This window comes from Clostridium sp. CM041 (genome assembly GCF_055081035.1).
Genome location: NZ_CM143648.1, coordinates 2131657 through 2157940 on the forward strand (window position 1 = coordinate 2131657; position 26284 = coordinate 2157940).

General features: G+C 29.9%; 24 protein-coding genes. 4 read left to right on the forward strand and 20 right to left on the reverse strand.

The features are described 5' to 3' along the window. Positions 1-30 precede the first annotated feature (30 nt). Positions 31-1830, reverse strand: a complete 1800-nt coding sequence (locus tag ACWJJT_RS09985) for an ABC transporter substrate-binding protein (RefSeq protein WP_462954625.1) — start codon at positions 1828-1830, stop codon at positions 31-33. Positions 1831-2026: 196 nt separating this feature from the next. After that, positions 2027-2944 (reverse strand): DUF1861 family protein, encoded by a 918-nt coding sequence (locus tag ACWJJT_RS09990; protein ID WP_462954626.1) that lies wholly within the window; start codon positions 2942-2944, stop codon positions 2027-2029. 195 nt (positions 2945-3139) lie between these two features. Between ACWJJT_RS09990 and ACWJJT_RS09995 the strand changes: the two genes are divergently transcribed. Then, entirely contained in the window at positions 3140-3259 is a 120-nt protein-coding gene (locus ACWJJT_RS09995; RefSeq protein WP_462954627.1) for an IS3 family transposase, read from the forward strand. Positions 3260-3278: 19 nt separating this feature from the next. Here ACWJJT_RS09995 and ACWJJT_RS10000 read toward each other — a convergent pair whose 3' ends face one another. The 3 genes from ACWJJT_RS10000 to ACWJJT_RS10010 form a co-directional block, all read right to left on the reverse strand. After that, positions 3279-4463, reverse strand: a complete 1185-nt coding sequence (locus tag ACWJJT_RS10000; RefSeq protein WP_462954628.1) for a glycosyltransferase family 4 protein — start codon at positions 4461-4463, stop codon at positions 3279-3281. A gap of 239 nt (positions 4464-4702) precedes the next feature. After that, positions 4703-5692, reverse strand: coding sequence for a lysylphosphatidylglycerol synthase transmembrane domain-containing protein (locus ACWJJT_RS10005; RefSeq protein ID WP_462954629.1), 990 nt, complete (start codon positions 5690-5692; stop codon positions 4703-4705). A 4-nt stretch (positions 5693-5696) separates the two neighbouring features. Continuing rightward, the gene (locus ACWJJT_RS10010; RefSeq protein WP_462954630.1) at positions 5697-6728 is read right to left on the reverse strand and encodes a glycosyltransferase family 4 protein; all 1032 of its coding nucleotides are present in this window, start codon (positions 6726-6728) and stop codon (positions 5697-5699) included. A 281-nt stretch (positions 6729-7009) separates the two neighbouring features. Here ACWJJT_RS10010 and ACWJJT_RS10015 point away from each other — a divergent pair, with 281 nt between their 5' ends. Beyond that, positions 7010-7219, forward strand: coding sequence for a hypothetical protein (locus tag ACWJJT_RS10015; RefSeq protein WP_165413274.1), 210 nt, complete (start codon positions 7010-7012; stop codon positions 7217-7219). A 34-nt stretch (positions 7220-7253) separates the two neighbouring features. Next, entirely contained in the window at positions 7254-7514 is a 261-nt protein-coding gene (locus ACWJJT_RS10020; RefSeq protein WP_462956766.1) for a spore coat protein, read from the forward strand. A gap of 120 nt (positions 7515-7634) precedes the next feature. Here the strand turns inward: ACWJJT_RS10020 and ACWJJT_RS10025 are convergent, their stop codons facing one another. The 15 genes from ACWJJT_RS10025 to ACWJJT_RS10095 all read right to left on the reverse strand — a co-directional run bounded on the left by ACWJJT_RS10025 (position 7635) and on the right by ACWJJT_RS10095 (position 25226). Then, positions 7635-8477, reverse strand: coding sequence for a lysostaphin resistance A-like protein (locus ACWJJT_RS10025; RefSeq protein WP_462954631.1), 843 nt, complete (start codon positions 8475-8477; stop codon positions 7635-7637). Positions 8478-8927: 450 nt separating this feature from the next. Beyond that, the gene (locus ACWJJT_RS10030; protein WP_462954632.1) at positions 8928-9554 is read right to left on the reverse strand and encodes a CAP domain-containing protein; all 627 of its coding nucleotides are present in this window, start codon (positions 9552-9554) and stop codon (positions 8928-8930) included. A gap of 447 nt (positions 9555-10001) precedes the next feature. Further along, entirely contained in the window at positions 10002-10907 is a 906-nt protein-coding gene (locus ACWJJT_RS10035) for a lysostaphin resistance A-like protein (protein WP_462954633.1), read from the reverse strand. 10 nt (positions 10908-10917) lie between these two features. Further along, a complete protein-coding gene (locus tag ACWJJT_RS10040) occupies positions 10918-12657 on the reverse strand; it encodes an ABC transporter ATP-binding protein (RefSeq protein WP_462954634.1) in 1740 nt (579 codons plus the stop codon). Positions 12658-12997: 340 nt separating this feature from the next. After that, positions 12998-13219 carry a YdbC family protein gene (locus tag ACWJJT_RS10045; RefSeq protein ID WP_462954635.1) on the reverse strand — a complete coding sequence of 74 codons (222 nt, stop codon included), beginning with the start codon at positions 13217-13219 and terminating at the stop codon, positions 12998-13000. Positions 13220-13333: 114 nt separating this feature from the next. Beyond that, on the reverse strand, positions 13334-14722 hold the full coding sequence (locus ACWJJT_RS10050; RefSeq protein ID WP_462954636.1) for a sensor histidine kinase: 1389 nt from the start codon (positions 14720-14722) through the stop codon (positions 13334-13336). A 4-nt stretch (positions 14723-14726) separates the two neighbouring features. Continuing rightward, positions 14727-15413, reverse strand: a complete 687-nt coding sequence (locus ACWJJT_RS10055; RefSeq protein WP_462954637.1) for a response regulator transcription factor — start codon at positions 15411-15413, stop codon at positions 14727-14729. Positions 15414-15429: 16 nt separating this feature from the next. Then, a complete protein-coding gene (locus ACWJJT_RS10060) occupies positions 15430-16188 on the reverse strand; it encodes an ABC transporter ATP-binding protein (RefSeq protein WP_462954638.1) in 759 nt (252 codons plus the stop codon). Between the two features lie 29 nt (positions 16189-16217). Continuing rightward, positions 16218-18527: an ABC transporter permease gene (locus tag ACWJJT_RS10065; protein WP_462954639.1), complete on the reverse strand. Its 2310-nt coding sequence runs from the start codon at positions 18525-18527 to the stop codon at positions 16218-16220. A gap of 388 nt (positions 18528-18915) precedes the next feature. Further along, positions 18916-19644, reverse strand: a complete 729-nt coding sequence (locus ACWJJT_RS10070) for a LytR/AlgR family response regulator transcription factor (protein WP_462954640.1) — start codon at positions 19642-19644, stop codon at positions 18916-18918. Continuing rightward, entirely contained in the window at positions 19638-20978 is a 1341-nt protein-coding gene (locus ACWJJT_RS10075) for a sensor histidine kinase (protein ID WP_462954641.1), read from the reverse strand. Before ACWJJT_RS10075 ends, ACWJJT_RS10070 begins: the two co-directional genes overlap by 7 nt. Positions 20979-21089: 111 nt before the next feature. After that, positions 21090-21254 (reverse strand): hypothetical protein, encoded by a 165-nt coding sequence (locus ACWJJT_RS10080; protein WP_462954642.1) that lies wholly within the window; start codon positions 21252-21254, stop codon positions 21090-21092. A gap of 76 nt (positions 21255-21330) precedes the next feature. Next, on the reverse strand, positions 21331-22074 hold the full coding sequence (locus tag ACWJJT_RS10085; RefSeq protein ID WP_462954643.1) for an ABC transporter permease: 744 nt from the start codon (positions 22072-22074) through the stop codon (positions 21331-21333). Between the two features lie 13 nt (positions 22075-22087). Then, the gene (locus ACWJJT_RS10090) at positions 22088-22810 is read right to left on the reverse strand and encodes an ABC transporter ATP-binding protein (RefSeq protein WP_462954644.1); all 723 of its coding nucleotides are present in this window, start codon (positions 22808-22810) and stop codon (positions 22088-22090) included. Positions 22811-23063: 253 nt separating this feature from the next. Next, the gene (locus tag ACWJJT_RS10095) at positions 23064-25226 is read right to left on the reverse strand and encodes a DNA topoisomerase III (RefSeq protein ID WP_462954645.1); all 2163 of its coding nucleotides are present in this window, start codon (positions 25224-25226) and stop codon (positions 23064-23066) included. A 243-nt stretch (positions 25227-25469) separates the two neighbouring features. Between ACWJJT_RS10095 and ACWJJT_RS10100 the strand changes: the two genes are divergently transcribed. Next, the gene (locus tag ACWJJT_RS10100; protein ID WP_462954646.1) at positions 25470-26261 is read left to right on the forward strand and encodes a 3'-5' exonuclease; all 792 of its coding nucleotides are present in this window, start codon (positions 25470-25472) and stop codon (positions 26259-26261) included. Positions 26262-26284 lie beyond the last annotated feature (23 nt).

Below are 26284 nucleotides of genomic sequence, written 5' to 3' on the forward strand. Positions count from 1 at the left end.
TCCTATAACATGTATAAGACACCTTTAATATTATTTTCCCAAAGTTATAGTCTTTTCTTTTATTAAAGTTGCAAGTAGATTTTCTCCTACACCAGAGTATCTAACATCTTTTATTGTTTCATCATTTCCAAAACCTAAAGTAATATTATCTTTTAGAGTTCTTATCGGGAACCCTTTTTCTAAATAAGGAATAAAATATGCTTGATCATTAGTTATTTTCATTAATTTCTTAGTTATTTCTTGTATTTCATCATCTTTAGCTGTAAATAGTTTCTTAACTAACTCAGTTACATTTACTTCCTTGCCTTCTGACTCAATAATTATATTTCCTTCTTCGTTCGTCTCTAATCCCATTAAGAACGGTCTTGATCTATAAATTGCTTCATAACTTCCATATGGATGTGCATATAATACATTCCCAGTTGGGGCAAATTCAATAATTACAGTATGCTCTTTCTTCGTAAAGTAATCGTTAAACGCTGAACCTTCCATTGGCTTAAATTGAACATCTAATCCAAATTCTTTAAGCTTTGTTGCAATTGCTTCACCTGGCAACATAGCTGAACCCCACCCATTGTTACACGCTAATTCAAATGTTACAACTTCGCCTTTTTCATTTGTCCAAGTACCAGCAGCATTTCTCTTCCAACCAATTGATGTTAGTAATTTTTCTGCCTTTTCAGGGTCAAATGAATAATCTGTTAATTCATTTTTCGCAAAATCTTTTACTCCCCAGCTTTCTTGTAATGTAGCCGGAAGACCTGTTAATGTAGTCTCACTTTTTAAACTACCTGGTTCTGTTAATGGCATTATTTCTTCTCTATTAATTAAATAAGCCATAGCTTGTCTAAATTCTTTTTTATTTGCAGGATATTTTTGTGTATTAAACACAACTGACATTTGACTAAATTCTGAAACATACTGCGCTTTATATGTGTCTAAACTCTTTTTAATTTGTTCTTCTACATCTCTAACAATACCACCACTGTGCATATCTAGCGTTCCATCCACCATAGCTGTCGCCGCTGTTTCTGGTGTAACTACTCTCATAACTCTTAATTGTTTAATGTCTAATTCTTCACGGTAATTTTGATTTTGAACTAATAACGCTTCTGAAGTTGTAATATTTTTTGCAGTAAATGGGCCTGATCCAATAGTTTCCTCTACTTTTGGCTTAAATCCTTCTAAATCAATATTTAAGTCTTGTAACTTCTTATTAGACTCTTCTAAATACCAGAAAGTTAGTGTTTCTGAATGATACTTTCTTCCTGTCATTGCAATTTCTTTATATTTTTCTGCCCACTTACCATATACTGATGTAGGTGCATTAACTTTAATATCAAAGGCCATATTTATTATTAACGGACTTTCTGTTTTAAAGTTAAACTTCATAGTTGTATCATCTACAATCTGTATATTTTCTAAAAATTCCCAAACCTGTCTTCTTCCAATATTCATGTAGAAAGTAGTCTCAACATCTCTAGTAGTTAATGGTGACCCATCACTCCACTTTAGTCCATCTTTTAATTTAACTGTTAAGACTTTATTTTCGAATGTATAACTTTCCCCTAAATGAGATTTAAATTTTGCTGACGGAAATGGTGCATATACAAATAGATTATCTTGCATATACGGTTCGATACCGTTTACAAATCCCCCTATAAATGGATTTCCATGTGCGGCTGGAGGCACTATGTAATCACCATTGATAACCAGTGTTCCATCCGGATTATTACTTGAGTTCGCTTTATTGCTTCCACCACACCCTACTAATAATGACATTCCTAATAAACAACTCATTAAAACTGCAACTACCTTATTTTTTATCATTTTAAATTTCTCCCTTACTATTTTCATATTAAATCATGTCCTGGGTCGCTTCAATAGCTTCGCAGAAGATGCATTGACTACTTCAGAATGATACTTATACCACCACTGAAGTTTTCTATTTGTTAGGGCAAGTAACTCCTACTTATAGTAGGTACTCCCACTTATAGAAGTGGGAGACTTGCCTTCTAAAATGCAGTTAAAATTTAAAAGGATCTCTAATTAATATTTTGTGAGCTTCTGCATCACTTACTCCACAGTAAAGTTCCGCTTGTCCGTTTTCTTTTCTTATTAATCCGCCACTAAATATTACATCTATTAAATCGGGTCTCTTTGCTGCTCCTTCTTCAAAATTATCTCTTATTGCAATTAACTTCATTTTGCTATATTCTGAAGTTTCATGATTAAATGTAAATACTGATGAATAGTAATGTCTATTTCCCTCATTGTCAAACTTAGCTATATGAGATAAAACTCCTATAGTACCATCTTCAAGTAAATGAAGCTCATTTGCTCCACCCCATTCTTCTTCATAAAACATATTATCTAAAAGTTTCGCACTTTCTATGTTTTCTATAGTTAGCTCTTCTAAACTCCTCATAATAAAGTAACCTATAGTACCTCTATTCCCAATTTCACCTTGTGGTCTTGTAAATACTAATATTTTATTATTTGATAACTCGAGTAGTCTTATATCTTTCATTCTGTCTGGTCCAACAGCAAATCTTTCTAATCTTTTTACTGAACTTCCTTTTAAAAATACAGTTCTATAGCATATAGGCATGTCTTCATTTCCTGTTTCGTAAATTTCTACTCCACCTAAAACTAATTCTCCATTTATTTTAGTTACAAATGGATCTTGCAAATCAAAAATCGGGGTTCCCTCAATTACTCTCCACTCATTTTCAATCTCTTTAAAGAACATTATTTTCGAATGTTCGGAATCCCTTGCTTCAACTCTTCCTGCTATAACTACTTCATTATCAATTTCAAATGGTGCTGTTATGTTATATATATCTTTATTATCATTTAAAACAAATTTTAATTTATTAGCTTTAAATTCAACTTTTTGAAGCTTGAATTCATTTAATAATTCATCACATTTTTTTCTTTTCATATTAGTCTCCCTCCTTTTGTAAACCTTTCAATTGTTATTTTATCAACATTTTACTTTAATTTCAATATACTTTTACTTTAATTTTGGTTTTTTTCAATTTATTCTTACAATTATAATTACTTGAAATAAATTAGAATACAGGTAGTTTATACCAAATGATGTAAAGCACTATATAGCAAATACTTAGACCTTAACATGTGTGACAGCATTTTATTATGGGTAAGAAGATATATTCATTGGTATAACTACGAAAATTTTCAGCTGACATTAAAAAGCCACATTCCTATAGAATATAGGAATGTGGCACATAATTAATTATCTTTTGTTAAATTCATTATGTTACTTTTTGATTTTGTAGCATACAATTTTGTTTTTCAACTTCCATATAAACTTTCTCAACATTTTCTCCAAAGCACTTAGACGATAATGGTTCTATTCTATCATAAGCATTTTTCACCATTAATGCAGATTCCTCTTTGTTCATTAATATTTCGAATAATATTTCAGCTAAATTTTCGTCTTCATAGAAAAATCTTCCATTAATTTTATCGCGAATTATACCATCTAAATTTTTATCGTATTTAGCTACCACAGGGATTTGTGCCGCCATAGCTTCCTCAAATGTTAGTCCTTGCGTCTCAGTTAGTGAAGCACCTACAAACACATCTCCCATCTGATAATACCTACCAATTTCTTCCCAAGGCTTTTCTCCTGCGAATACTACAGATTTTTCAATGCCCAATGCCTTAGCTAAATCTTCTAGATTTTCACGTTCTGGTCCGTCACCTACAATGAGCAATTTACAATTCGGTATTCTCTTAGTTAGTTCTTTCATACTATTTATAATTATATCTATACTTTTTTCTTTTGCTATTCTCCCAATAAATAGTACAACTGGTTGGGTTTCATTTATTCCAAAAGATCTCTTTTCATCTTTGATAATCTCTTTATTGTAATTACTTCTTTTGAATGGTTCAATGTTAACTCCAGTTGGTATTACATCTATATGTCTTGTTAAACCGTAATTTTCCAATGCATCCTTCACCTTTATTGTAGGAACTATAATAGCACTACAATCTCTACAATATAGCTCACTTACCTTCTTAGCTAATTGTGAAGCAGGCTTAAGCATTATACCATGAGATATATAATGGATATAATCCTCATACATAGTATGATAGGTGTGAACTACAGGAATATCTAATCTTTTAGCAACTATTCTTCCAAATATTCCTATGCTAAATTCCGTTTGTGTATGTATTATATCTAGGTCTATTTTTTTTATCTTATTCATAATTTTACGTGAATATATCATCCCAACTCTTTGTGAAGGTAAAAGTAAAAATGGTATGCTAGGCAATCTAATGATACCCTCCTGCTCCTCTACATCTGGGTGCGCAACAGTAATAATGGTTACATTATGTCCAAGTCTAATCAATTCATTTTTCAATATAATAGTAGAAGTAACTACTCCACTTACTTGTGGATAATAAGCATCAGTAAAAATTCCAATATTCATAATCAATCCCCTTTAAACACTATAATTTCCTTATAAAATTTTCTTGCTTAATATGCATTAAATCATCTCCTGCGGAGCTGCAACAACTTCACAGAAGCTGCATTATCGACTTCAGAATTAGATTTATACTCCCAATGAAGTTTTCTATTTATTTGGGCAAGTAACTCCTACTTATAGTAGGTACTCCCACTTGTAGAAGTGAGAGACTTTCCTTCTGAAATGTCGTTAAAGACCTCTGCCTAATTTTTTACAGTAGCATAAAACCCAAAAATTATACAGGAATAAAATGTAATTATTCTCCATAATAATATAGCAGCCATTATATTATTAGATACGAAAAACAAACTAAAAAACATATAGAAAGCACCCTCTGCTCCACCAATGGCTCCAGGCAATGGTATAAACGCCGTGAGCATAATTACAAACGCGGTTGCGGCTATCATACTGCCTATGCTAGCACCCTTCATTCCAAAACTAAGATAAATAAAATAAGGGATGCTAAAATATATCGTCAGTTGAAATACTGTATAAATAACAGCTTTAAGCATCAATCCCTTGCTATGCTTTACTATCTCCATATTATCATGAAATTGATCTAAATTCTCATTGATACGTGTTTCTAGCTTTGATATATTCTTCACCACTCTAAATTTTCCTAATACTTTAGAAAAAGCTATTATTAATTTTCGTGTTAATTTCCGATACTTTGAAAATATAATTAAGCATACAATCACGCTGGCATTAACTGTAAATCCAAACCCTATTAAATAAAATAAATTGCTCATTTTACTTTTGAAAAAAGCTGCTTTCCAAAATATAAGAATTAAAGAATATATAGTCAATATCGTCTGATAGATAATAAATTTAATCATCAGCGCCGAACCAGATTTGCCAGCTCCCAATTTTTGTCTTGTAAGTGTATATAGTTGCATTGGCTGACCCCCAGATGCAAATGGAGTAATTGAATTAAAATATTGCCCTACCATAGTAACTTTAAATGCTTGTTTGAATTTATAATCTTCTTTCATTAAAAGTATAATACTTTGCAATGTTTTAGCTTCAAAAATCCAATATAGCATCATGGAAATAACTGCCACGAATATCCATTGAATTTGCAAATTTTTCATTTGATGGATTAAATCCATCCAACCATTTGTGAAAATGATCAACAAAACAAATATAACCCCAGAGGCTATCCCCAAAATAATACTAAATTTATATTTTTTCATTAGATTACCTACCCTTTATTCTATATACCTTTTCGTAAAATTTTTTCCACATAGCAAGTACATTCTCTCTAGAATAAAAACTGTGCCCTCTTATAGCTTTTTCTTTAGCCTGCTTATAATAAGTTGCATCATTTTTTAATTTCCCTATAGCTTTAATGAATCCTTCATTATCATGTTCTTTTAAGTAATAATCAAATAATATATCCTCATATAGTTCCAAGTCTCTTAGTAGTACTGGCGTATGAGTATTCATTGCCTCAAGTATTGACATAGGAAAAAGCTCGTTATAAGATGGCATAAAAAGAACATCTGATACATTATATATATCATTCATCAAATCTCTTTCAACTATCCCTGTAAATAAGATATTTACAGGTGCATTTTCTATTTCATTTTTTAGTTCTTTATATCCGTCTGTAATATTTCCAAAAGAAAACCCACCAGCCCAAATAAATTGTACTTCTGGAAGTTTTTTTGCGATATCAATAAAATCAATAACACCTTTTCTTGTTTGTATTTGTCCTACTCCAAGCACAACAAATGCATCCTTTGCAATTTTCATTTTTTCCTTTGCTATGTATTTATCGTCAATTGAAACATTATAAAATTTTTCAGTAGAAACAAAATTAGGAATGTAAGTAATTTTCTTTCTATCAATATTATAAGATTCAAGCTTAGTTATAAAATTAGGATTTACTGTAACTAAATAGTCCATACTATTATAAAAACTTATTATATACTTATAAAAAATTTTTTCAACTAACTTGGGCAATTTAATACTTCCTTCAATAGTCTCAGGCAAAAAATGCACATAGCCCACTGTTACCCCTTTTCTTTTAGCAAAAGGTATACTCAAATAATGCTTAAAATCAATACTATGATAATGCATTATTTCGGTTCTTGCTATTTTATTTATTACAACTTTATATTCTTTATCTAATCCGTTTTGGACTAAATTTACTTGCTCTAAATAAGCCGAGCCTACTCCTTGACCTTTGACTTTATCAGCTGTTGACAGCATATTTATAGTAGGCATATTAGTCACTCCCGTCTATCTAACTTTCTTATTATATATATATTGTACTCCATTATTATTAAATATTGATTAATGTTACCTTAAAATTTTCTTAATTTTTATCAATTTGCAATAAAAATCTATTTATAATAAATTTTTCTTCGAATATTTTTGTTGTAAATTACCTTTATTTGATAAGTTAATTCCACATTAACATTACAATAATTTACCAGTTATATTTTAATGCAAAAAGCAGATAATACTCTTGTTCCCATTTAAATAAAAGACTGGAGGTAATAAATATGATGAATGCTGAAAATAAACAAATTGAAAGCAACAACCTAAAAGTTATTAAAGACCAATTAGGATATGAATCATTACTTAATAAAAAATTTAATGAATATGGTTCGCAATGTACAGATCAAAACTTAAAAAATCTTTGCACTGAAGCTAGCCAAACACATAAACAAAATTTTAATACGTTAAAAACTTACCTTGATTCTCATCAATAATATATAAATGGAGGGATATTATATGAATACAAGTATGAGCGAAAAAGATTTGATGAATGATTTACTCGCTACAGAAAAACAAGTTATTTCTGCTTATAGTACAGGAATAACTGAATCTTCTTGTACAAATTTGAGGAGTACTCTAATTGACAATTTTAAAAAAGATCAAAACATTCAATATATGATATTTGACGCTATGAAACAAAAAGGATGGTATCCTACAAAAGATGCTGCAGATAATGAAGTTCAACAATTAAAAGATGAAGCTAACCAAATGATGAATGAATTAAAATAATTAATAATAATCTTTCATTAACTATAAGAAGCCTCTAACAGCTTAAGCTGTTAGAGGCTTCTCTATATATATATAAAATTTTCATTTCACGTGTTTTTCTTTTTAACAAAATAATAATATCTATATTTCTATAAATTGCTTATACATGCCTTGTTTGTTTTTAATTTTATTTTGATTTTGCCCACTACAAGCTATAACTAAAAGTATGACCCCTACAGTCAAAAATATCCCATGAATTTGCACAGCATAATTACCTCCTATTAATGGAAACAGCGGTGAAACCAAAATAGCCAGAATATTATTTACGAAATGTGCAAATATGCTTAAATAAATTGAGCCCGTTCTTAAATATATAACTCCAACAACTAATCCTAGTAAAAATGCATTTATGCCTTTAGGAATGTTCATATGAACTAGAGCAAACAATAATGCAGATGCTACAAGAGCTATAGTTGGTTTTATTTTTTTAGTCATTCCTTTCAATAATATTCCTCTAAAAACAATTTCCTCATATATAGGTGCTACGACAATATCACTAAATATTGATATAATTGGCGAACTAGGTAGTTCTTCGAATGATTGTTTTATAAAATTTGGCATCGATATCTTGCTAACCCACAAAGTTACACTGTTATCAAATAGCAGACGGAAGGCTATAATCATGAGGGCTGCATAAATAAAATCCATCCCATTTAATTGTTGTTTAGGTTTTTGATCATTTGCTTTATTACTAAGCCACTTGAATAAAATGATAATAACATACAATTTAACCAATACCCCAAAAATAAAAATTATATAAGGCACTACTTTTTCAAATCTCCCAGAGAATAAATTTAAAACCTCTACAGGTAATTGCCCTAATCCTTCCAACAAAATTGATAGAAACATGACAAGAAGAGCTTTAATGATTCCCATTTTTTTAATATTTATAGCTCCATTTTCTATGTTTCTTAAAAAATTCATTCGATCACTCTCTCTATTTTAATTAATGTAGCTTTTTTCCTTTGTTCTATTTATATATAATCGTCCCTCTTCGGGCTATATCCCCTTATAAACTCCATTAGATGCACATTGTTTTCATCATATATTCACTATCCTTTCTCATATTATATTTTTAAGTGTACCATAATTTTATAAGATGATATATGAACATAATGGCAACTTTTGTTATGTATTATCAATATTATTGTCTAGCTAGAATATTTCATTTAACAAAAAAAATCTGAGTTTCTAAATATTGTTAAAACTCAATATTTAAAAACACAGACCATATTAAATCATCTCCTGCGGAGCTGTAATATTAATGACTTCAGAAGGAAATTTATACTCTCACTGAAGTTTTATTTTTGCTATGGTAGTTAACCCCCACTTATAGAGGTGGGAAACTTTACTTCTGAAATGTAATTAAATTATTTATTTTCCTATAAATTGTTGAGTCCAATAAATAGCTCCATTTTTATCTCTTGCCACCCCAACTCCTATTTCAGTAAAATTCTTACTTAAAATATTAGCTTTATGTCCTGAAGAATTCATCCAAGAGTTCATTACTGAAGCTGCTGTTTGCTGACCCTTTGCAATGTTTTCACCACCAGCTTTATATGTTATGCCGAAGTTTTTCATCATATCAAAAGGTGATCCATAAGTTGGTGATGTATGAGAAAAATAGTTTTTATCTGCCATATCTTGTGACTTATATCTAGCCACTCTGGAAAGTTCCCAATTATCTTTTAATGGAGCTAGTCCTTGTTTTGCTCTTTCTTGGTTAACTAGTATTACCACATCTTTTTCTAATTTTTTATCCCCAACTAAGTTTGGTATTTTTATTATTTGGTTAACGTTTATCTGATCAGGCTTAGTTATCTGAGGGTTGACAGCTAAAACCTCTGAAACTCCAACCTCATAATTAACACAAATCTTCCACAAATAATCTCCTGACTTAACTGTGTAATTTATGGTATCCCCTGCGTATGCTACTGAACTTATTCCTGTTGTTACTAAAATCCCTAAAGTTAATATACATAATCTTAATGTTTTTTTCATCTTTCTTACCTCACCTTTCTAATTTTAATATACAAAGCGTGATTTTTACTTTGTATACACATTCTATCATCTAAATGAGGTTTGTAGTTTTTTTATTAATGGTATTTATGTTGTATTATGTCATAAATTCACGTTATTACACTTATTGTGTTAGTTTAACTGTTTTAAATTAAGCTATAAATAGAAAATATAATTGATATATTTAATAATCCATTTTATTGTTATAGAGTCATAAAGAGACAAAAAGAATTACTGAGGTACCCTCCATAGCTTTGGGGAGGTATTTTATATACTTTATCTCATAAATAAAATAACAACATTTATAAAAAAATGTTGTCATCTTATTTAATCAAGGAAATATAACTGTTCAATTGTCCCACCTAATAAATGGACAATAGTTATTAAATTGTGTTAATTCTAAGCATAAATTATTTTTTGTTATTATTTCTATAAATTCGCTTCAGATCCCAGTTTTGTATGCAATGGAATAAAATATACAATTACAATCCCTATACAAAGAACTATGGTTGCCGCCATACCGGCTTCAGGACCAAATACTCCACCAGTTAACCATTCTGAACCAGTTAACTTTAAATTCATTAAGCTACCTGTTGCTACTTTTAGTCCACTTACCTCAAACCCAAAAATATTTCCCTGAGTCCAGTTCCACGCAGCATGAAGTCCACAAGCCCCCCACAGATCATTAGTTTTTATAACATATACACCAAAAAACAAACCTACTAAAACAATGTTTATTATAGCTAAAACACTTACATTTGGATTTCCAAGGTGCATAAATCCGAAAAACGTAGAGGAAACAATCAAACCTACAGCTACATTATATCTTGCACCTAAAACATTCATAAACCATCCTCTTGAAAGAATCTCCTCTGCAGCACTTTGTATCATCCACCCTGGTATAACAATTAGCACACCACTTAAAGCTGCTACACCTGAAATACCTATTGGATTACTATTTACTACAGTATGCCCGCTAACGCTAAGCAATAAAACTACTATTGAAAACATTAAAATCCCTATGCCAAAACCTATTAAATACTTTCTTATAAATCCTTCTTTTTTTAATCCCATGCTTGAAATACTTCTTTTTTCTCTAAACTTTACTCTAGCGAATACTAATAATGTTATAAATATAAAACCACAAATAAGTTGATTTAGTAATAAAACGGAAGGATCATTGCCAATAATTTTCTTTGTAAAATGAGCCAATATTTCACCTATTCCTTGCCCTCCAATTAGAAAAAGCAATACCCAAAATAAACATAAAATAATATTAGGAAGTACCTTCGCTTGTTTTGCTTCTCTAAATAAACCAGTTTTATTCGAAAACATATTATCACTCCTACTCTATTTGCTTAAACTGCATATTGTAAAGGTAAGAATATAATCCTTCTTGCTTTATAAGCTCGTCATGCGTTCCTCTTTGGTTTACTCCTTCATCAGTAAGTACAATTATTTCATCCGCATTTTTTATTGTACTTAATCTATGAGCAATAACGAGCGTCGTCCTGTTTTTTGTAAGGTCTTCCAATGATTTTTGAATATATTGTTCATTTTCATTATCAAGAGCTGATGTAGCTTCATCAAGTATTAAAATTGCTGGATTCTTTAAAAATACTCTTGCTATAGATATCCTTTGCTTTTGACCACCAGAAAGTCTTACTCCTCTTTCTCCAGTATAAGTATCATACCCCTGTTCAAGGCTCATAATGAACTCATGAATATTTGCCTTTTGAGCCGCCTCAATTATTTCCTTTTCCGATGCTCCCGGTCTGCCATATGATATATTTTCTTTAATGCTTCCCGAAAACAAATAAACATCCTGCTGGACTATCCCGATAGATTTTCTAAGTGATTTAAGTTTTATATCTTTTATATCGATGCCATCTATTGTTATTGAACCATGGTTTACCTCATAAAATCTTGGTATAAGACTGCAAAAGGTTGTTTTACCACCACCCGATGGACCAACAAGTGCAATATTCTTACCTGATTGTATTTTTATATTTATATTACTTAATACATTATGCCTATTATTATAACTAAATGATACATTATTAAAAGATATCTCGCCTTTTGGATTAACCAATTCAACTGCATCTTCTTTATCGATTATGTCTGGCTTTGTATCTATGACTTCAACAAATCTTTCAAATCCTGAAAGCCCTCTTTGAAACTGCTCAGTAAAATTTACAAGTTTATCAATAGGATTTAAAAATGTATTTATATAAAGTATATAAATTACAAGATCAGATGCCTTTAATGAACCATCACTTATAAATATACCTCCTACAAGTATAGCGCTAAGATAAAGTAATCCTTGAAAAAAGCTGTTACCACTATGGAATCTGCCCATTATAAAATAACTTTCCTCTTTCGTCTTTAAAAATTCGTTATTACCTTTAGCAAATTTAGTATTCTCTATATTCTCATTAGCAAATGATTTCACCACGCGAATACCTGCTAAACTGTCTTGAATTTGGGCATTTACGCTTGCTATCTTTTCCCTATTTTCCGAAAAAACATTTCGCATTTTCTGATTATAGAAATATGAAAAATATAACATTACTAGTGTAAATAAAAGAAGTATAAGTGTTATTCTTGAATTTATATTTGCGAGTATAGCAAAAGACCCAACTATTTTTAGCACGGATATGAGTACATCCTCAGGTCCATGATGTGCAAGTTCTGATATATCAAAAAGGTCTGTAACTATTCTCGACATGAGCTTTCCTGTATTCGCTTCATCGTAATAAGAAAAAGATTGTTTTTGAAGATTGTCAAAAATATCTTTTCTCATATCCGCTTCCATTTTTGCGCCCATTATATGTCCCCATGAGGTTATGAAATACTGACAAAAATACCTTACAATATACATAAGTAATAGTGCTATTCCCACATATAAAACATATTTAAATATCTTATTTTCATCATTTAATACATAAACATCATTTAACAAATATCTAACTATTAAAGGAAACACCAAATCAATTACAGATAAAATTAATGCACAAAACATATCCGCAAAGAACAGCCCCTTGTATGGTCTATAGTAACTTTTAAATTTTTTTAAAATATTCATTATTTTTGTAACTCCTTTTCTTTAAAGTTTGTTTACTATTATATCACTAAACTCATTGAGAATGATTATTTATTTCATTCTCAATGACCCTTCTTAAAATCATTCTTTATATTACTATATTATTTAGTGTAAAATATATTTTATAATATTATTTCCTACGCTAACGAAGGTTGATTGTAAATTATTAAATGAACCTTTTATATTTTCACGCGAACTTTCTATAGGAACCTCTCCTTTTATTATTTCACTAAAAAAAATGGATAAAGAAATGCTAATTTTAATTAACACATTCTTTTATCCATTTTTATTTTAAGAAGTCAAAACCCCCATAGTAATAATCTTATATTTCCATACTATTCAAAATATCTTTAAGTTTCTTTAAATCTTCTACAGATAAAGTAATCCCCTTACCCATCTTCTTATGCTCGCAATCCCAATCTCTAATATCATATTTAGGATCTTTATCATTCCAAGAGACAAGGTTTAGTTCCTTTGTCCATCCCTTTGCTGACTCGGAAATCACCCCTGATTTTTCTTTTATTTCAAATTTAATTCCTGCCATTTAAAATCCCTCCAATAATAGTTTTTTTATTTATTCGAAAATCTATTTCTCAAAATCGTCGCAAAGTTTATTACTATTTTCTCATAAATATAAAAATAAGCACACAAGGGATGTTTATATATCAATAGTAAATATAAATTCTGCCCCAGCTACTTGGTTATTCTTACATTTAATGTTTCCGCCATGGGCTTCTACAATATATTTGCATATTGATAATCCGAGTCCAGAACCCGGGATGCTCATACTTCTAGATTTTTCTGCTCTATAGAATTTATTAAAAACATAGGTCATATCTCCTAAACTAATACCACTTCCATTGTCCATTACAGAAAAAGCTATCTTATTTTCAGTTTCAAGATAAAAAACAGTAATTTTTATCTTGCCATTTTCATGATTAGTATATTTTATACTATTCTCTATAAGGTTGTAAATTACCTGTGTTATACGGCTTTTATCCATAGAAACCATTACATTTGCAGCATTGCACTGATATTCAAAGGTAAGTCCATAATGTTCCACTAAAAGCTTTAATTCTAATATTACCTTTTTTAAATATATATCCAAATAACATTCACTTTTTACAATTTTCAGTTCATTCAATTCCGCATTGGAATGTTCTGACAAATCGTTAACCATTTTAGTAATTACCTCAGATTTTCGAATAATAACTTCAACATATTTTTTGCGTTTTTCTTCAGTGTTTGAAATGCCATCTCGCATGCCTTCACTATACGCTTTAATTGTCGATATAGGTGTTTTCAAATCATGAGAAATGCAGGAAATAAGTTCCTTTTGGGACCTTTTTAATTCCTTTTCTTTTTCTCTCTTTTCCTTTAATTGATCTCGCATTAATTCGAACCCATATGTTAATTCAGCCACTTCATTCTGTAGCAATCTATTGCCTCTTGCGCGTGCTACTGGAATGTCATAATTACCTTCAATAATTGCTTTTGAGGACTGGTTTATTTCAAGCAGTGGATCTAAGACATGGTATTTCATATAAATATTTATGGCAATTAGTATAAGTAGCACAAGGATAATTCCACAAATAATTGGAGCAAATAAATAGAACAAGTTTTCTATTTCTGTACGCTTTAATATCTGCTGTCTTGGTATAGTAAACACAGCAAATTTGTCTACCTTTTTCCCACTTAACAAAACAAAAGAAACTTTAATTTGTTTGTTATTCTTTTCATAAAAACTTTTATCAGTTTGGAGAACCTCTTTAAGATTTATAAATCCCCCTTGTTTATAATCATTTTTGTCACTGGTATAAACAACCATTCCAGCTAAATCAAACACTGTATAAGAAAACTCACCTTGTTTATATTGTTTTGATTCTAGTTCATTGACTTGACTGGCTACTAGAATTCTGGCCTTATTATAAAGAATTTCCTCTTTATTATTTGAATATCTTATCATGGACATTAATGTGGATATTACCAAAATGAGCACTATAAAAAAATGTAACCCTATTTGTTGTTTGAAAATTCTATTTTTCATAATTTTATACAGATAACTTGTATCCTACTCCCCATACTGTTTTGATATAACAAAGTCCAAAATCATTCAACTTTTCTCGAATTCTTTTTATATAAACTGCCACACTACTAATATCACCAAATTCATTCATACCCCAAACCTCTTGGTATATTTGCTGCTTTGAAAATACTTGGTTTACATGCCTTGCAAAAAAATATAAGACTTCAAATTCTTTTGTGGTAAAATCTATAATTTTTCCATCTATACTTGCCTCATAGCTTTCCTTACTAATTCTAATCTTACCAATATTAATAATTACAGAAGGAGCTTTCGATTGTTCGAGCTCTTTATACCTTCTTAAATGGGCTTTTACTCTTGCCACAAGTTCCAACGGACTAAAGGGCTTTGTGACATAATCATCTGCTCCAATTCCAAGGGAAATCACTTTATCCATCTCTCCACTTTTAGCAGATACCATTATTATAGGTATATTAGAATTATTTCGAATTTGCTTACAAACCTCCATACCATTTACTTTAGGGAGCATAATATCAAGAAGTACAAGTTCTGGTTTTTTGGATTTAAAAAGTTTTAATCCTTCCTCGCCATCAAATGAAATGAATATTTTAAAACCTTCTATTTCTAGATAATCGCGTAATATTTCAGCTAATTCTTTCTCATCTTCAATAATTAAAATCGTTTTTTGCTCCATAATATCTCCTATTTTTTTACCATCCTCTTTGTTTTAAAAATTCATAAACTATTTTTTCTCTTTCATCAGCTGTCTCTTTTTTATATTCATCTAATTTTAAATCTCCATCAAAATAGCCATCTTTTAAGAATATAATTCGAGTGCCTCGAAGCGCAGCCTTTAAGTCATGGGTAACCATAACAACTGCTTGACCGCCCTTATGAATATCAGAAAAAATATCTAGTACATTTTCTCCTTGAGCTGAGTTAAGTGCACCTGTAGGTTCATCGGCAAATAATAGTTCAGGCTCATTTATAAGCGCTCTGCAAATTGCCGCCCTCTGACTTTGTCCACCAGATAATTGACTGGGGAATTTTTTTTTGTGATCTGTTAACTCCATTTTCTCTAATAACTCATCAATTTTTTTATCAATGTCAAATTTCTTTCTATTAGTTTTATAAGTTGGACTTACAATATTCTCATAAATGGTTAAATCAGGGATAAGGTTAATCCCTTGAAATACAAATCCGATTTTGTTTCTTCGTAAATCAGCCATTTCACTTTCCTTATAATTTGTAATATTTTCATCACCTATAAGTACCTTTCCACTAGTTGCTCCATCCATACCGCTTAACAGGTAAAGCAAAGTGGATTTACCAGAGCCGGAACTTCCCATAACTACTGTAAAGTCTTCTTTATTTATCTCAAGATTTAAGTTTTTGATTACGTTATTTACTTCACCATCACTTAAAAAACTTTTGCACAATAAGCTTGTTTTAATTATAGCATTATCCATAAAATTCTACCTCACTATTTTTTTATTTTTTATTCTCGTCCGAGTTCCCTTAGATGATTACTAAATAATCCAACTGACGATAGTACAGTACTTATTAAAAACGCAAACAATATCACAATATTGCCCATAACCAAAGTTGTAATATTATATGTCACCAGATATTGTGAAAATCCAAACATAGATAAGGCCATAACCATAGTTTTAGGAAATGTTACAATAAAGATTGGCACAGTTACTAAGATTGATACTAATGCAATAATCCCAATGTAACATAAATTCGTTAGTAATAAATGCTTTCCTGTATAGCCAATAGATTTGAAAATATTATGTTTCTTTCGCTCTTTTATATTTTTTAAATATACTATGCAAAAAAGATTGAGTGCTCCGATAATCATAACCAATACCATAAAGGGAGCAATTGCCTCCTTTTGAGGTCCACATATCATATCCATAATATTGCTGTATTTATTTGAGCGATCTATTATTTTCAAATCATTTTTCATTTTATTATTATATTTCACAATAAACTGATTTTTATCTACATTCTTATTTAAATAAATGGATGCTTCATCGAACGAAAACTTTACTCCATTTTTTTCTAAGGTAGAACTTAGAAGTCTACAAGTTCTACCAAGCTCATAGTACCCTTGGCTAGTTCCTACAATAAGAAGGCTTACTTTTTTATCTGGGGTTAAATAGATATCCACATAATCGCCTACATCCTTTTTCATTTCTTTCGCGATTAAATTTCCTAATACGATTTCATCACTGTGTATTGGATTGCGTCCTTTCACTACCGGCATATCAATATTTTTATAAGTCTCATACACCATCCTTGCAATATTGGGGTCTCCCATCCCTTTGGTCCATTTCATCATAACATTTGAATTTGCAGTTGTTTTAATAACACGCTTAACATCTGAATCTGTTAATAAAACACGGCAATTTTCGTCAAATTTCACCTGGTTTTCAGAAACGGCTGCTACATCAAATTTATCAAAACCTATCCAATAGTAATTGTTATCCTTCATGGTATCTAATACGGAAATGGATGATACCGCAAAATTTACACAATAAATAGAAACCACACAAGTGAGAATAATATAACAGGTGTTTTTTTTATCTCTTTGCATATTTCTAACTGCTATTCCTAGTGGAGAAAAACTTAATTTTTCTGTAAAGGGATGATTTTTTGTTTTACGAGTGCCAAGCTGATTTTCTCTTCCGTTTAACACAATAACCGGTTTTATATCTTTCAATTTATTTATTACTAAATAAACTTGAAGTAATACAAAGCCATTGATTAAGAAAAAACATATTGATGCAGGAAACCATATACTAGCATGATTAGTTTCACCAATATTAGCAAAGATTTGCTTAGTAAATTTACTTGAAATAAATGAAGAACAAATGATTCCTAGAACACTTCCGCTTGCTACAATAAAGAAATATAGTTCCATATAAATTCTCATAATAGATTTTGATGAATAACCAATGGTTTTATAAATAGCTATAGTTTTGCTATCTTGAATTAGAGCATTTTTAATCATATAGCGAATCATCATGCTACTTACTAAAAGCACAAGAATGCTTGCTGCCAGCAATATACCGCCTAAAATTTTCTCTGATATAGCACTGTTACTCATACTATCTTCTATGGTCATGGCTCTTCCTTCTAATACGCCATGATTTTTCACGCGGTATTCGCTAATAATATCATTTCCAGTAATGCTCTTATCGCTAAACACTGCTATAACCTTTGAAGTTTCTAGCTCTTCTGGTATTTCACTCACAAGAAATTCACAATTAAATGCTAAAGATATAGAGTATGGATCTGCATAAATGGCTGCTACTTTGTAAGTATAATTTCTACTGCCACTCCATAAAACAATTTTTCCGCCAACCTTTATATTATATTCATTTGAGAGTGCAGCGGGAATAAAGCACTCTCCTTCCTTAGGCACATCAACTTTATTGCTAATAGATCTTATCTTCCCATATACACTTTCTTCATATTTGGTTAAACTTGCAAATGTTTCAATATTTTTACCTTTATAAGATATTTTTTCTGTTATCCAATGTCTGTTAATTAATACTGTTTTTGATACAGAGTCTAATCCTTCTATTCTTTTGGATAACTCACCGATTTCTTTTTCTCCTTTTTCAAGAGGAAATACTTTTACTTTCGGAGATTGGCACTCTTTTTGGAGATCTTCAAAGGGTTTTTGTAATGATGATATCATCATTATAGAACTTGACATTAGCATGGTACAAATTAATATGATAAAAAAAATCATAATGCTCTGCATTTTTCGTTGTCTTAATTTTTTAACCCACATACCTTACAATCGTCCTTTCTTTTATTATTAATATTATTAATGAATAACTTATTTATCATCATAAGATTATCATACAATTTAATTATTAAATAAAAATAGGATAATTATGAATAATTATGAATAGAATCACCATTAAATATCCTTAGCCCTTTTAATTAAGCTTAATCAAGAATTAAGCTACCCACGGATCCCGTGACTGTCATAAAAAAGTGATTAAGTGATTGAAAATCAATCACTTAATCACTTTTTAAAAATAAATTAAAACCATATTTCTATGTTCAAAATTTAGTTAGGTTGAGTTTCTATCTTTTGCAACTAAAACAGGGAAAATCATCGTCCTTTACAGTATCTTTTCTAAGCTTATATTTCCATACTATTCTAGTATAATTCATTTCACAAGTCCCTTCATATATCTAGTAGAAGCAAAACATTGTTCTCCATTTATCATATATATTATTCGTTCTTTTTTATCAATTCTATTTATCTTATCCCTATTTACTATAAAAGAGCGATGACATCTATAAAATCTGTCATCTAAGGTTTCCTCTATATCCTTTAGTGTACCATAAAATTCAATCTGTTTATTTTCCTCATGTATTCTAACCTTGTGTATTTGATCTGAAGTTTCAAGGAATAATATATCATTGTATTTAATATTTAAAACAGAATCATCACAATTCACAGTAAAGAATTTATCATCATTATTATTTTTAGTGTAGTAAACATTATTAGCTTTTTGCATACACTTATTTACTCGCTCTTTAATATTTTGATAATTGTCTTTTATTATATAATCCATAGCCTCCACTTTATATTCAAAAGTTAAGAGGCTCATTTCAGAATGAGTTGTTACGAATATTATAAAGCCAGTAGGATCTAACTCCCTTATTTCCTGAGCTAGCTGTATACCATTCATGGATACGTGTAAATCTACATCTAAAAAGTATATTCCTACCATTTTTTTATTATTTTTAATATAATCTAATACTTCTTTTGGATTCTGCGACGCTATCGCAACTTCCATATTAAACTCTTCCCTAAGGATTATATTTTCTACTATTTGTGTTATTTTTTCACGTTGATTTTTATTATCTTCACATATAACAACCTTTAACATAACATCGCCCTTTTCTCTAAAGTAAATTTAATAATTAATTCTTGTTTAAATAATTGATTCTCCATAGATGTATTTAAGGATACATTAGTATATTTTTTATTTACTATTTCTTTAACATTACCAAGTCCTACCCCTCTATTACTCCCTTTTGTTGAAAACCCTTTTTCAAACATCTTATATATAGGTGGAGTATTAATCTCACAAGAATTTATAATAACCACAACTACAGAATTTTTTCTGTTTATAATTCCAAATTTTATACCAGGCTCACTACAATTAATAGTAGCTTCAATAGCATTATCAAATAAAATACCTATAACTCTACAAAGGTCTATAATATCCATATCCATTCTGTCAATATCTTCAGCTACATCTATAAACATATCAACTTCCTTACTCTGAGCTTGTATAACTTTAGAAGATAATAAGCCCTTCAAGCCCGTAACTTTTATATGTTGTAAAAGTCCAAGTTTAGTGTTGTTACTATTTATATTTTCACTTAGAGGAATAATATTTTCATTAAAATACTTTTCTAGTTCGTTAATATTTTTTTCATCAATATATCCATTAATAGTTGATATTATATTTATATAATCATGCTTAAACTTTCTCATTTCATTATGCATATTTTCAAGGTTATCAGTATATTCCTTTAGCTGCGTAAACTCTTCTTGCCTGTGCTTATGTACCAGTTCTTTTTTTGCATAATTGCCATAAAAGGCTGTTATGCTTATAGTAGATATAAAGTAAATTATAAACAGGAAAATATTTGAGATAACCACAGACTTACTTAAATTTACATTTTTACTTATCATGGCAATAATATACATCATTATACAAACACTTGCTATATTTGTTAAAAATAATAAGGTTAATTTTTTATTTGCTTTTTTTAGCTGTCCAGCTATATTTATTTTTTTTATACCTAAACCAATTAACTTACTTGCTAAAAAGCACGAAATAAATACCGTCAAATGAAGAATTACATAAAGATTTTTATTAGCTAATAATTCCTTTATAGATATATTAAATATACTTAAAAATAAATATCCACATACCATATACATAGTTAAAAATAGTATTATAGTAAGCACTACACTTATTATATTAATTATTACTTTCCTATTTTTTAAAAATAAGTATGTAAAATGTAAAATAAAAATTAAAGACATACCCAAAATATTACCTACCACATTTGTTAATAATGATATTAATGAATTTATTATACTCAATATTATAAATTCTTTATAATTTAATTTCACTAAATTGAAATTATAAAGAATGCATATAAACAGTAACCCAAAAACTATGGAATTAAATATTGTATATATCATAATCTTTCCCCTTTTTACATAATTAAATATTGAAGGTTATTATATCATATATATACAATAAATTTAACGTAAAATATTTCACAAAAGATAAAACTTTGAGAAATCATAGTTTTAATTGTTTTTATTTTCCTTCATTAAGTATATATTTGCACCACTAAGAATAGAAAGTGCTCCTATTATAAACCCTTTTATAAGTAGCGGAATAAATGGTATAAATATTACAAAAATTAAAACTAAAAATGTTATTGTTATTGTAATACGCTCATAAATTTTCATCTATCTACTCCTATTAAACTTATTTTCATTTGTATTTAATTACATGATCATAGGAAACACTTAAGGAAAATATTGACTAACCCTTTTTTCTATTTGAATTAAATGAAAAAACAACTAATGATATCAATACTACTATAGCGATATAACCTATAGATATAAGAGTAGTTCTGTTAAATTGAAATGCGTTATTCCAAACATTTATAAACAAGTGATTTAAATGATATACAGGGTTTACGCTTGCGATATACAGTACAAATTTAGGACTTTTAGCTACTGGTATTGTAAAATCTCCTGTAAACATAACTACTTGAAATGTAACTATAGAAAATACTAATGCACTCTTCATTTCATTAAAAAAGGAATAACAAGCTAATGAAAACACTAACAAGGTTATATTAATAATTATAAAGAAACCATATGAAAAAAATACTTGTGCTATGTTTAATTTCAAATCATAAACTAAAATGCCTAGTATAAGAATCGATATAAAACCCAAGCTAGTAATTATTATAGATTTTAATATATTTGAAACGATTAATATTTTGATATTAATCGGTGAAATACTTATTCTTTTTTCTATTCCAGATTCTCTATTAACTACATTATCAAACCCAAAAGCAAAGAATACTACAGAGAAAGTTATTAAAATTATAAAAGACGGAGTATAAAACTGAGCATAATTAAATTCACCATAACTTTGATTCCCAAAAATTTGCCCCATAAAAAGGTAGCTTGCTGGTGGCATTATTACTGTAAATACTAAATAAAATAACTCTCTAAAGAACATTTTCAAATCATACTTTAACTGTATTATTAACATAATATATCCCCCTCTATTGCGAAACCTTTGAAATATAAAATTGGTTCATTGTTTTATATCCACCCTCACTTAAAATATCTTTAGGTTTTCTAAATTCCGCTACTATTCCATTATTTATTAACATGACCTTATCACAATACTGTTCAACTTCTTCCATATTGTGAGTAGATAATAATACAGTTCCTTTAGTTTCTTTATTATACTTAATTATGTTTTTCCATAAAACATCTCTCATATATGGATCTAATCCAGTGGTTGGTTCATCTAATACTACTATTTTAGGTTCAGTCATAAATGCTATTGCTAAGGCAACTCTTTGTTTCCAGCCTCCAGACAATTTATCAAAATATACTTTTTTATGACTTTCCAAGTCAAAATTTCTCATAACATCATCTACATCTATGGATTTCTCATAATATGCTGCAAAAAGCTCTAACAGTTCATAAACTTTCAAATTCTTAAAAAAATATGTCGGTTGTAATACAACTGAAATATCCTTCTTTATTTTATTCTTTTCATTTTGAGTTAAAGCATTTGTGTTTTTATTAAAAAGATGTATTTCACCTGAATCAAATTTTTTAACCATCATTATAGATTCTAAAAAAGTAGATTTTCCAGCACCATTCTTACCTATAATCGCTATAATTTCTCCTTGTTCTGCTTCAAAATCTATTCCTTTTAATACTTCATTTGCACCATAAGCTTTTTTTAAATTTTTAACTTCTATATTAAGCATTTTTTATAGCTCCCTCCTTACATATAATAACTTCTGAAGTGTCGTTAAATTGTATTTGTCTGTCTTACAAGTACAATATTAGCATCTTAATTTCAAAAAAAATTTATGATAGTTTAAATACTATTAATAGAATCCTAACCGTAATTATATTTTTGATTTATTGCGCTTATGAACAAATTAAGCGCGCTTGAGATATATTTCGAGAATAAAAAAACACAACGTATAAAAATCTTATACATTGTGTTCTTCTTTACTACTTTAAATTAAACTTAGCAAAAGCCTCGGCCATTGCAGAATTACCAGTTCCTTCATCTTCCTTATTCTGTTGATTCAAAAATCTACTGACATCTTTTTTGTTTAAAGCACTTTTTTCTGAGTCGCGACGTTTGTTAAAGGCTGAAAGTTTTTCTCTGTATCCACAACCACAAACAAAAATCTTATTGTCTCCATCCCCTCTAATCTCCATTTTCTTGTGACAAGTAGGGCAACGTGCATTAGAAACTTGTGAAACTCCTTTACGATATCCACATTCCCTATCTGGGCATACGAGCATCTTTCCCCTTTTGCCTTTAACTTCAAGAAGATACTTACTACACTCAGGACATTTCATTCTTGTGGCGTTGTCATGTTTATATATTTCGCCAGAAGCTGCAACATTCTTCACAAGCTTCACTGCATATTCCCTCATATCTTTTACGAAATTCATGGAATTAGCTTTTCCTTTACTTATAAGTTGAAGCTGTTTTTCCCATTTAGCGGTAAGTTCAGGCGATTTTAATTCTTCTGGGACTAAACCTATTAGCTGTATTCCTTTTGAGGTTGGGAATATATCTTTGCCTCTTCTCTCCATATAAAAGATGTTGAATAATTTTTCAATTATATCTGCCCTTGTAGCAGAGGTTCCGAGGCCTGAAGTATTATCCAAAGCTTCTCTTAAACTCTCATCCTGTATATCTTTCCCTGGATGTTCCATAGCTGTAAGTAGCGTTGCTTCATTATACCTAGCTGGTGGCTTAGTCTTCTCATTCACTGATTTAACTAAAGTAAGTTTAACCGCTTCACCTTTATTAATTGGTGGAAGTGATTGATCTTTATCCTCACTGCCCTCAGAACTGCTTATTTCTTTCCAGCCCCTTGATTTAACTATTTTCCCTTTTGCAGAGAACCTTTCACCCTTAACATCTATAACTACAGTAGTTTGCTCATATTCAAAAGCAGGACTTAGAACTTCTAAGAATCTTTTTATAACTAAGTCATAAATACTTCTCTCTTCTTTGTTAAGGCTTGATAAATCTACATGCTGCTCCGTAGGAATTATAGCGTGGTGATCTGATACCTTGCTATTATCCACAAGCCTACTAGTAGTGTGAATTCTACCCTTTATTATACTTCTAGCAGCTTTCTCATATGGTCCTATAGCAATGCTTTTTAATCGGTCGAGAAGCGTTGCTACTATATCTGTGGTAATATGCCTAGAATCCGTTCTTGGATAAGATAGTATCTTATGAGTTTCATATAACTTCTGCATTATATTAAGAGTTTGCTTTGCAGAAAATCCAAATTTTCTATTCGCATCCCTTTGAAGCTCCGTTAAATCATATGCAAGTGGAGGGAGCTCTTTTTTAGATGCTTTATTTAGCTCTACTACGGTCCCCATTTGATTGTTTACTTTAGCTGCGACATCTTCTGCCCTTTTCTTATCAAAGGTACGTGCTTCACCATTTTTACTTGACCAATGAACATTAAAATTATTTACCTTACCATTTACTGTCCAGTAATCCTTTGGAATGAATCTTTTTATTTCATTTTCTCTATCAACAATAAGTGCTAAGGTCGGTGTCTGTACCCGTCCAGCCGATAATTGAGCGTTATATTTGCAAGTTAATGCTCTTGTAACATTAAGCCCGATAAGCCAATCAGCCTCCGCTCTTGATTGTGCTGCCCAAAATAAATTTTCATAATCTCTTCCAGGTTTCAGATTAGCAAAGCCATCTTTTATTGCTTTTTCAGTTTGAGATGAAATCCATAACCTCTTTATAGGCTTTTTAAATCCGGCCTTTTGAATTATCCAACGCGCTACTAGTTCTCCTTCACGCCCTGCGTCTGTAGCTATAACTAACTCATCTACATCACTTTTTTTAAGTAGTTCGTGTACAATTTTATATTGCTTTGAAGTTTCCTTAATAACTACCAGTTTTAAGTCCTTTGGCAGCATAGGAAGATCTTCCATTTTCCAACTTTTATATTTTTGATCATAATCCTCCGGACCAGCTAGTGTAACAAGATGTCCGAGTGCCCAAGTTACAATATACTTTTGCCCCATTAAATACCCATTTCCACCTTGAGTGCAATTTAAAACTTTCGCCAGTTCACGGCCTACAGAGGGTTTCTCTGCAAGCACCAATATTTTTCCCATATATAAAACTTCCTCTCTTATATATCACGTGTAGCATACGCTGCACGGATTGATTTCACTTATTTTATTAAAATATGATATAGCAACTATACTCATTATAAACTACTTTATATACAACATTCAATTTTTTGCAGCTAAAATTGTAATAGTGCAGGTGTTTTTTACTAAAGAAAATGATATACTACATGATATAGTAATATATCACTATGCACTATAATATTAAATAAGTTTAGAGGTAATTACATGAATTATATAATATTTGACTTAGAGTTTAATCAAGGCTACAATTACACAAAAGATACTACGAACATAACAAATCCTAAATGTCCTTTTGAAATAATTCAGATAGGTGCCATAAAACTAAATGATAATTTTGAAACGATTGGGACTCTAGATGTATTAATAAAACCGGAAATATATACTATCATCAATCCCTTTGTAAAAGAACTTACCGGAATAACAATGGATGAATTAGATAACGGCAAACCTTTTAAAGAACTGTATAAAGAACTTTCAGAGTTTATAAACACTGACTCAAGCATATTATGTGTATGGGGAGTCGCTGATATAAAAGAATTATTTCGAAATATAGAATATCATGAATTAGATACCTTGATTGTACCCACAAAATACATAAACATTCAGTCCTACGCTTCTAAAGAGCTTAATTGTCAAAAAGGAATTAACATTGGGCTAGGTAATGCAGCAGAGCTGTTAGGCATACCTATTGAAAGTACGTTCCATAATGCTTTTAATGATGCCTACTATACCTCAGAAGTTTTCAAAAAGATATACGACAAAAAAATCAAACCTAATGTATATAAGCCCCATAAGAATACAAGGGTAACTAGACCCGATGCTGAAAATTACAAACTTGATACTTTTAATTTAATGAAACAATTCGAGAAAATGTTCAAAAGGGAAATGACCGAGGAAGAAAAGTCTATAATTAATTTAGCTTATATTATGGGAAAAACAAATCAATTTCAAGTTGTTTCTGACCAACTAGCAAAAAATCGAGTAGGAGCTAAATAATTAATTTATTTAGCGACCTCTCA

Excerpts from the sequence above, each read along its gene's own strand:
- ACWJJT_RS09985 (WP_462954625.1), bottom strand. The coding sequence starts at position 1,830 with ATGATAAAAAATAAGGTAGTTGCAGTTTTAATGAGTTGTTTATTAGGA.
- ACWJJT_RS09990 (WP_462954626.1), bottom strand. The coding sequence starts at position 2,944 with ATGAAAAGAAAAAAATGTGATGAATTATTAAATGAATTCAAGCTTCAA.
- ACWJJT_RS09995 (WP_462954627.1), top strand. The coding sequence starts at position 3,140 with ATGTGTGACAGCATTTTATTATGGGTAAGAAGATATATTCATTGGTAT.
- ACWJJT_RS10000 (WP_462954628.1), bottom strand. The coding sequence starts at position 4,463 with ATGAATATTGGAATTTTTACTGATGCTTATTATCCACAAGTAAGTGGA.
- ACWJJT_RS10005 (WP_462954629.1), bottom strand. The coding sequence starts at position 5,692 with ATGAAAAAATATAAATTTAGTATTATTTTGGGGATAGCCTCTGGGGTT.
- ACWJJT_RS10010 (WP_462954630.1), bottom strand. The coding sequence starts at position 6,728 with ATGCCTACTATAAATATGCTGTCAACAGCTGATAAAGTCAAAGGTCAA.
- ACWJJT_RS10015 (WP_165413274.1), top strand. The coding sequence starts at position 7,010 with ATGATGAATGCTGAAAATAAACAAATTGAAAGCAACAACCTAAAAGTT.
- ACWJJT_RS10020 (WP_462956766.1), top strand. The coding sequence starts at position 7,254 with ATGAGCGAAAAAGATTTGATGAATGATTTACTCGCTACAGAAAAACAA.
- ACWJJT_RS10025 (WP_462954631.1), bottom strand. The coding sequence starts at position 8,477 with ATGAATTTTTTAAGAAACATAGAAAATGGAGCTATAAATATTAAAAAA.
- ACWJJT_RS10030 (WP_462954632.1), bottom strand. The coding sequence starts at position 9,554 with ATGAAAAAAACATTAAGATTATGTATATTAACTTTAGGGATTTTAGTA.
- ACWJJT_RS10035 (WP_462954633.1), bottom strand. The coding sequence starts at position 10,907 with ATGTTTTCGAATAAAACTGGTTTATTTAGAGAAGCAAAACAAGCGAAG.
- ACWJJT_RS10040 (WP_462954634.1), bottom strand. The coding sequence starts at position 12,657 with ATGAATATTTTAAAAAAATTTAAAAGTTACTATAGACCATACAAGGGG.
- ACWJJT_RS10045 (WP_462954635.1), bottom strand. The coding sequence starts at position 13,219 with ATGGCAGGAATTAAATTTGAAATAAAAGAAAAATCAGGGGTGATTTCC.
- ACWJJT_RS10050 (WP_462954636.1), bottom strand. The coding sequence starts at position 14,722 with ATGAAAAATAGAATTTTCAAACAACAAATAGGGTTACATTTTTTTATA.
- ACWJJT_RS10055 (WP_462954637.1), bottom strand. The coding sequence starts at position 15,413 with ATGGAGCAAAAAACGATTTTAATTATTGAAGATGAGAAAGAATTAGCT.
- ACWJJT_RS10060 (WP_462954638.1), bottom strand. The coding sequence starts at position 16,188 with ATGGATAATGCTATAATTAAAACAAGCTTATTGTGCAAAAGTTTTTTA.
- ACWJJT_RS10065 (WP_462954639.1), bottom strand. The coding sequence starts at position 18,527 with ATGTGGGTTAAAAAATTAAGACAACGAAAAATGCAGAGCATTATGATT.
- ACWJJT_RS10070 (WP_462954640.1), bottom strand. The coding sequence starts at position 19,644 with ATGTTAAAGGTTGTTATATGTGAAGATAATAAAAATCAACGTGAAAAA.
- ACWJJT_RS10075 (WP_462954641.1), bottom strand. The coding sequence starts at position 20,978 with ATGATATATACAATATTTAATTCCATAGTTTTTGGGTTACTGTTTATA.
- ACWJJT_RS10080 (WP_462954642.1), bottom strand. The coding sequence starts at position 21,254 with ATGAAAATTTATGAGCGTATTACAATAACAATAACATTTTTAGTTTTA.
- ACWJJT_RS10085 (WP_462954643.1), bottom strand. The coding sequence starts at position 22,074 with ATGTTAATAATACAGTTAAAGTATGATTTGAAAATGTTCTTTAGAGAG.
- ACWJJT_RS10090 (WP_462954644.1), bottom strand. The coding sequence starts at position 22,810 with ATGCTTAATATAGAAGTTAAAAATTTAAAAAAAGCTTATGGTGCAAAT.
- ACWJJT_RS10095 (WP_462954645.1), bottom strand. The coding sequence starts at position 25,226 with ATGGGAAAAATATTGGTGCTTGCAGAGAAACCCTCTGTAGGCCGTGAA.
- ACWJJT_RS10100 (WP_462954646.1), top strand. The coding sequence starts at position 25,470 with ATGAATTATATAATATTTGACTTAGAGTTTAATCAAGGCTACAATTAC.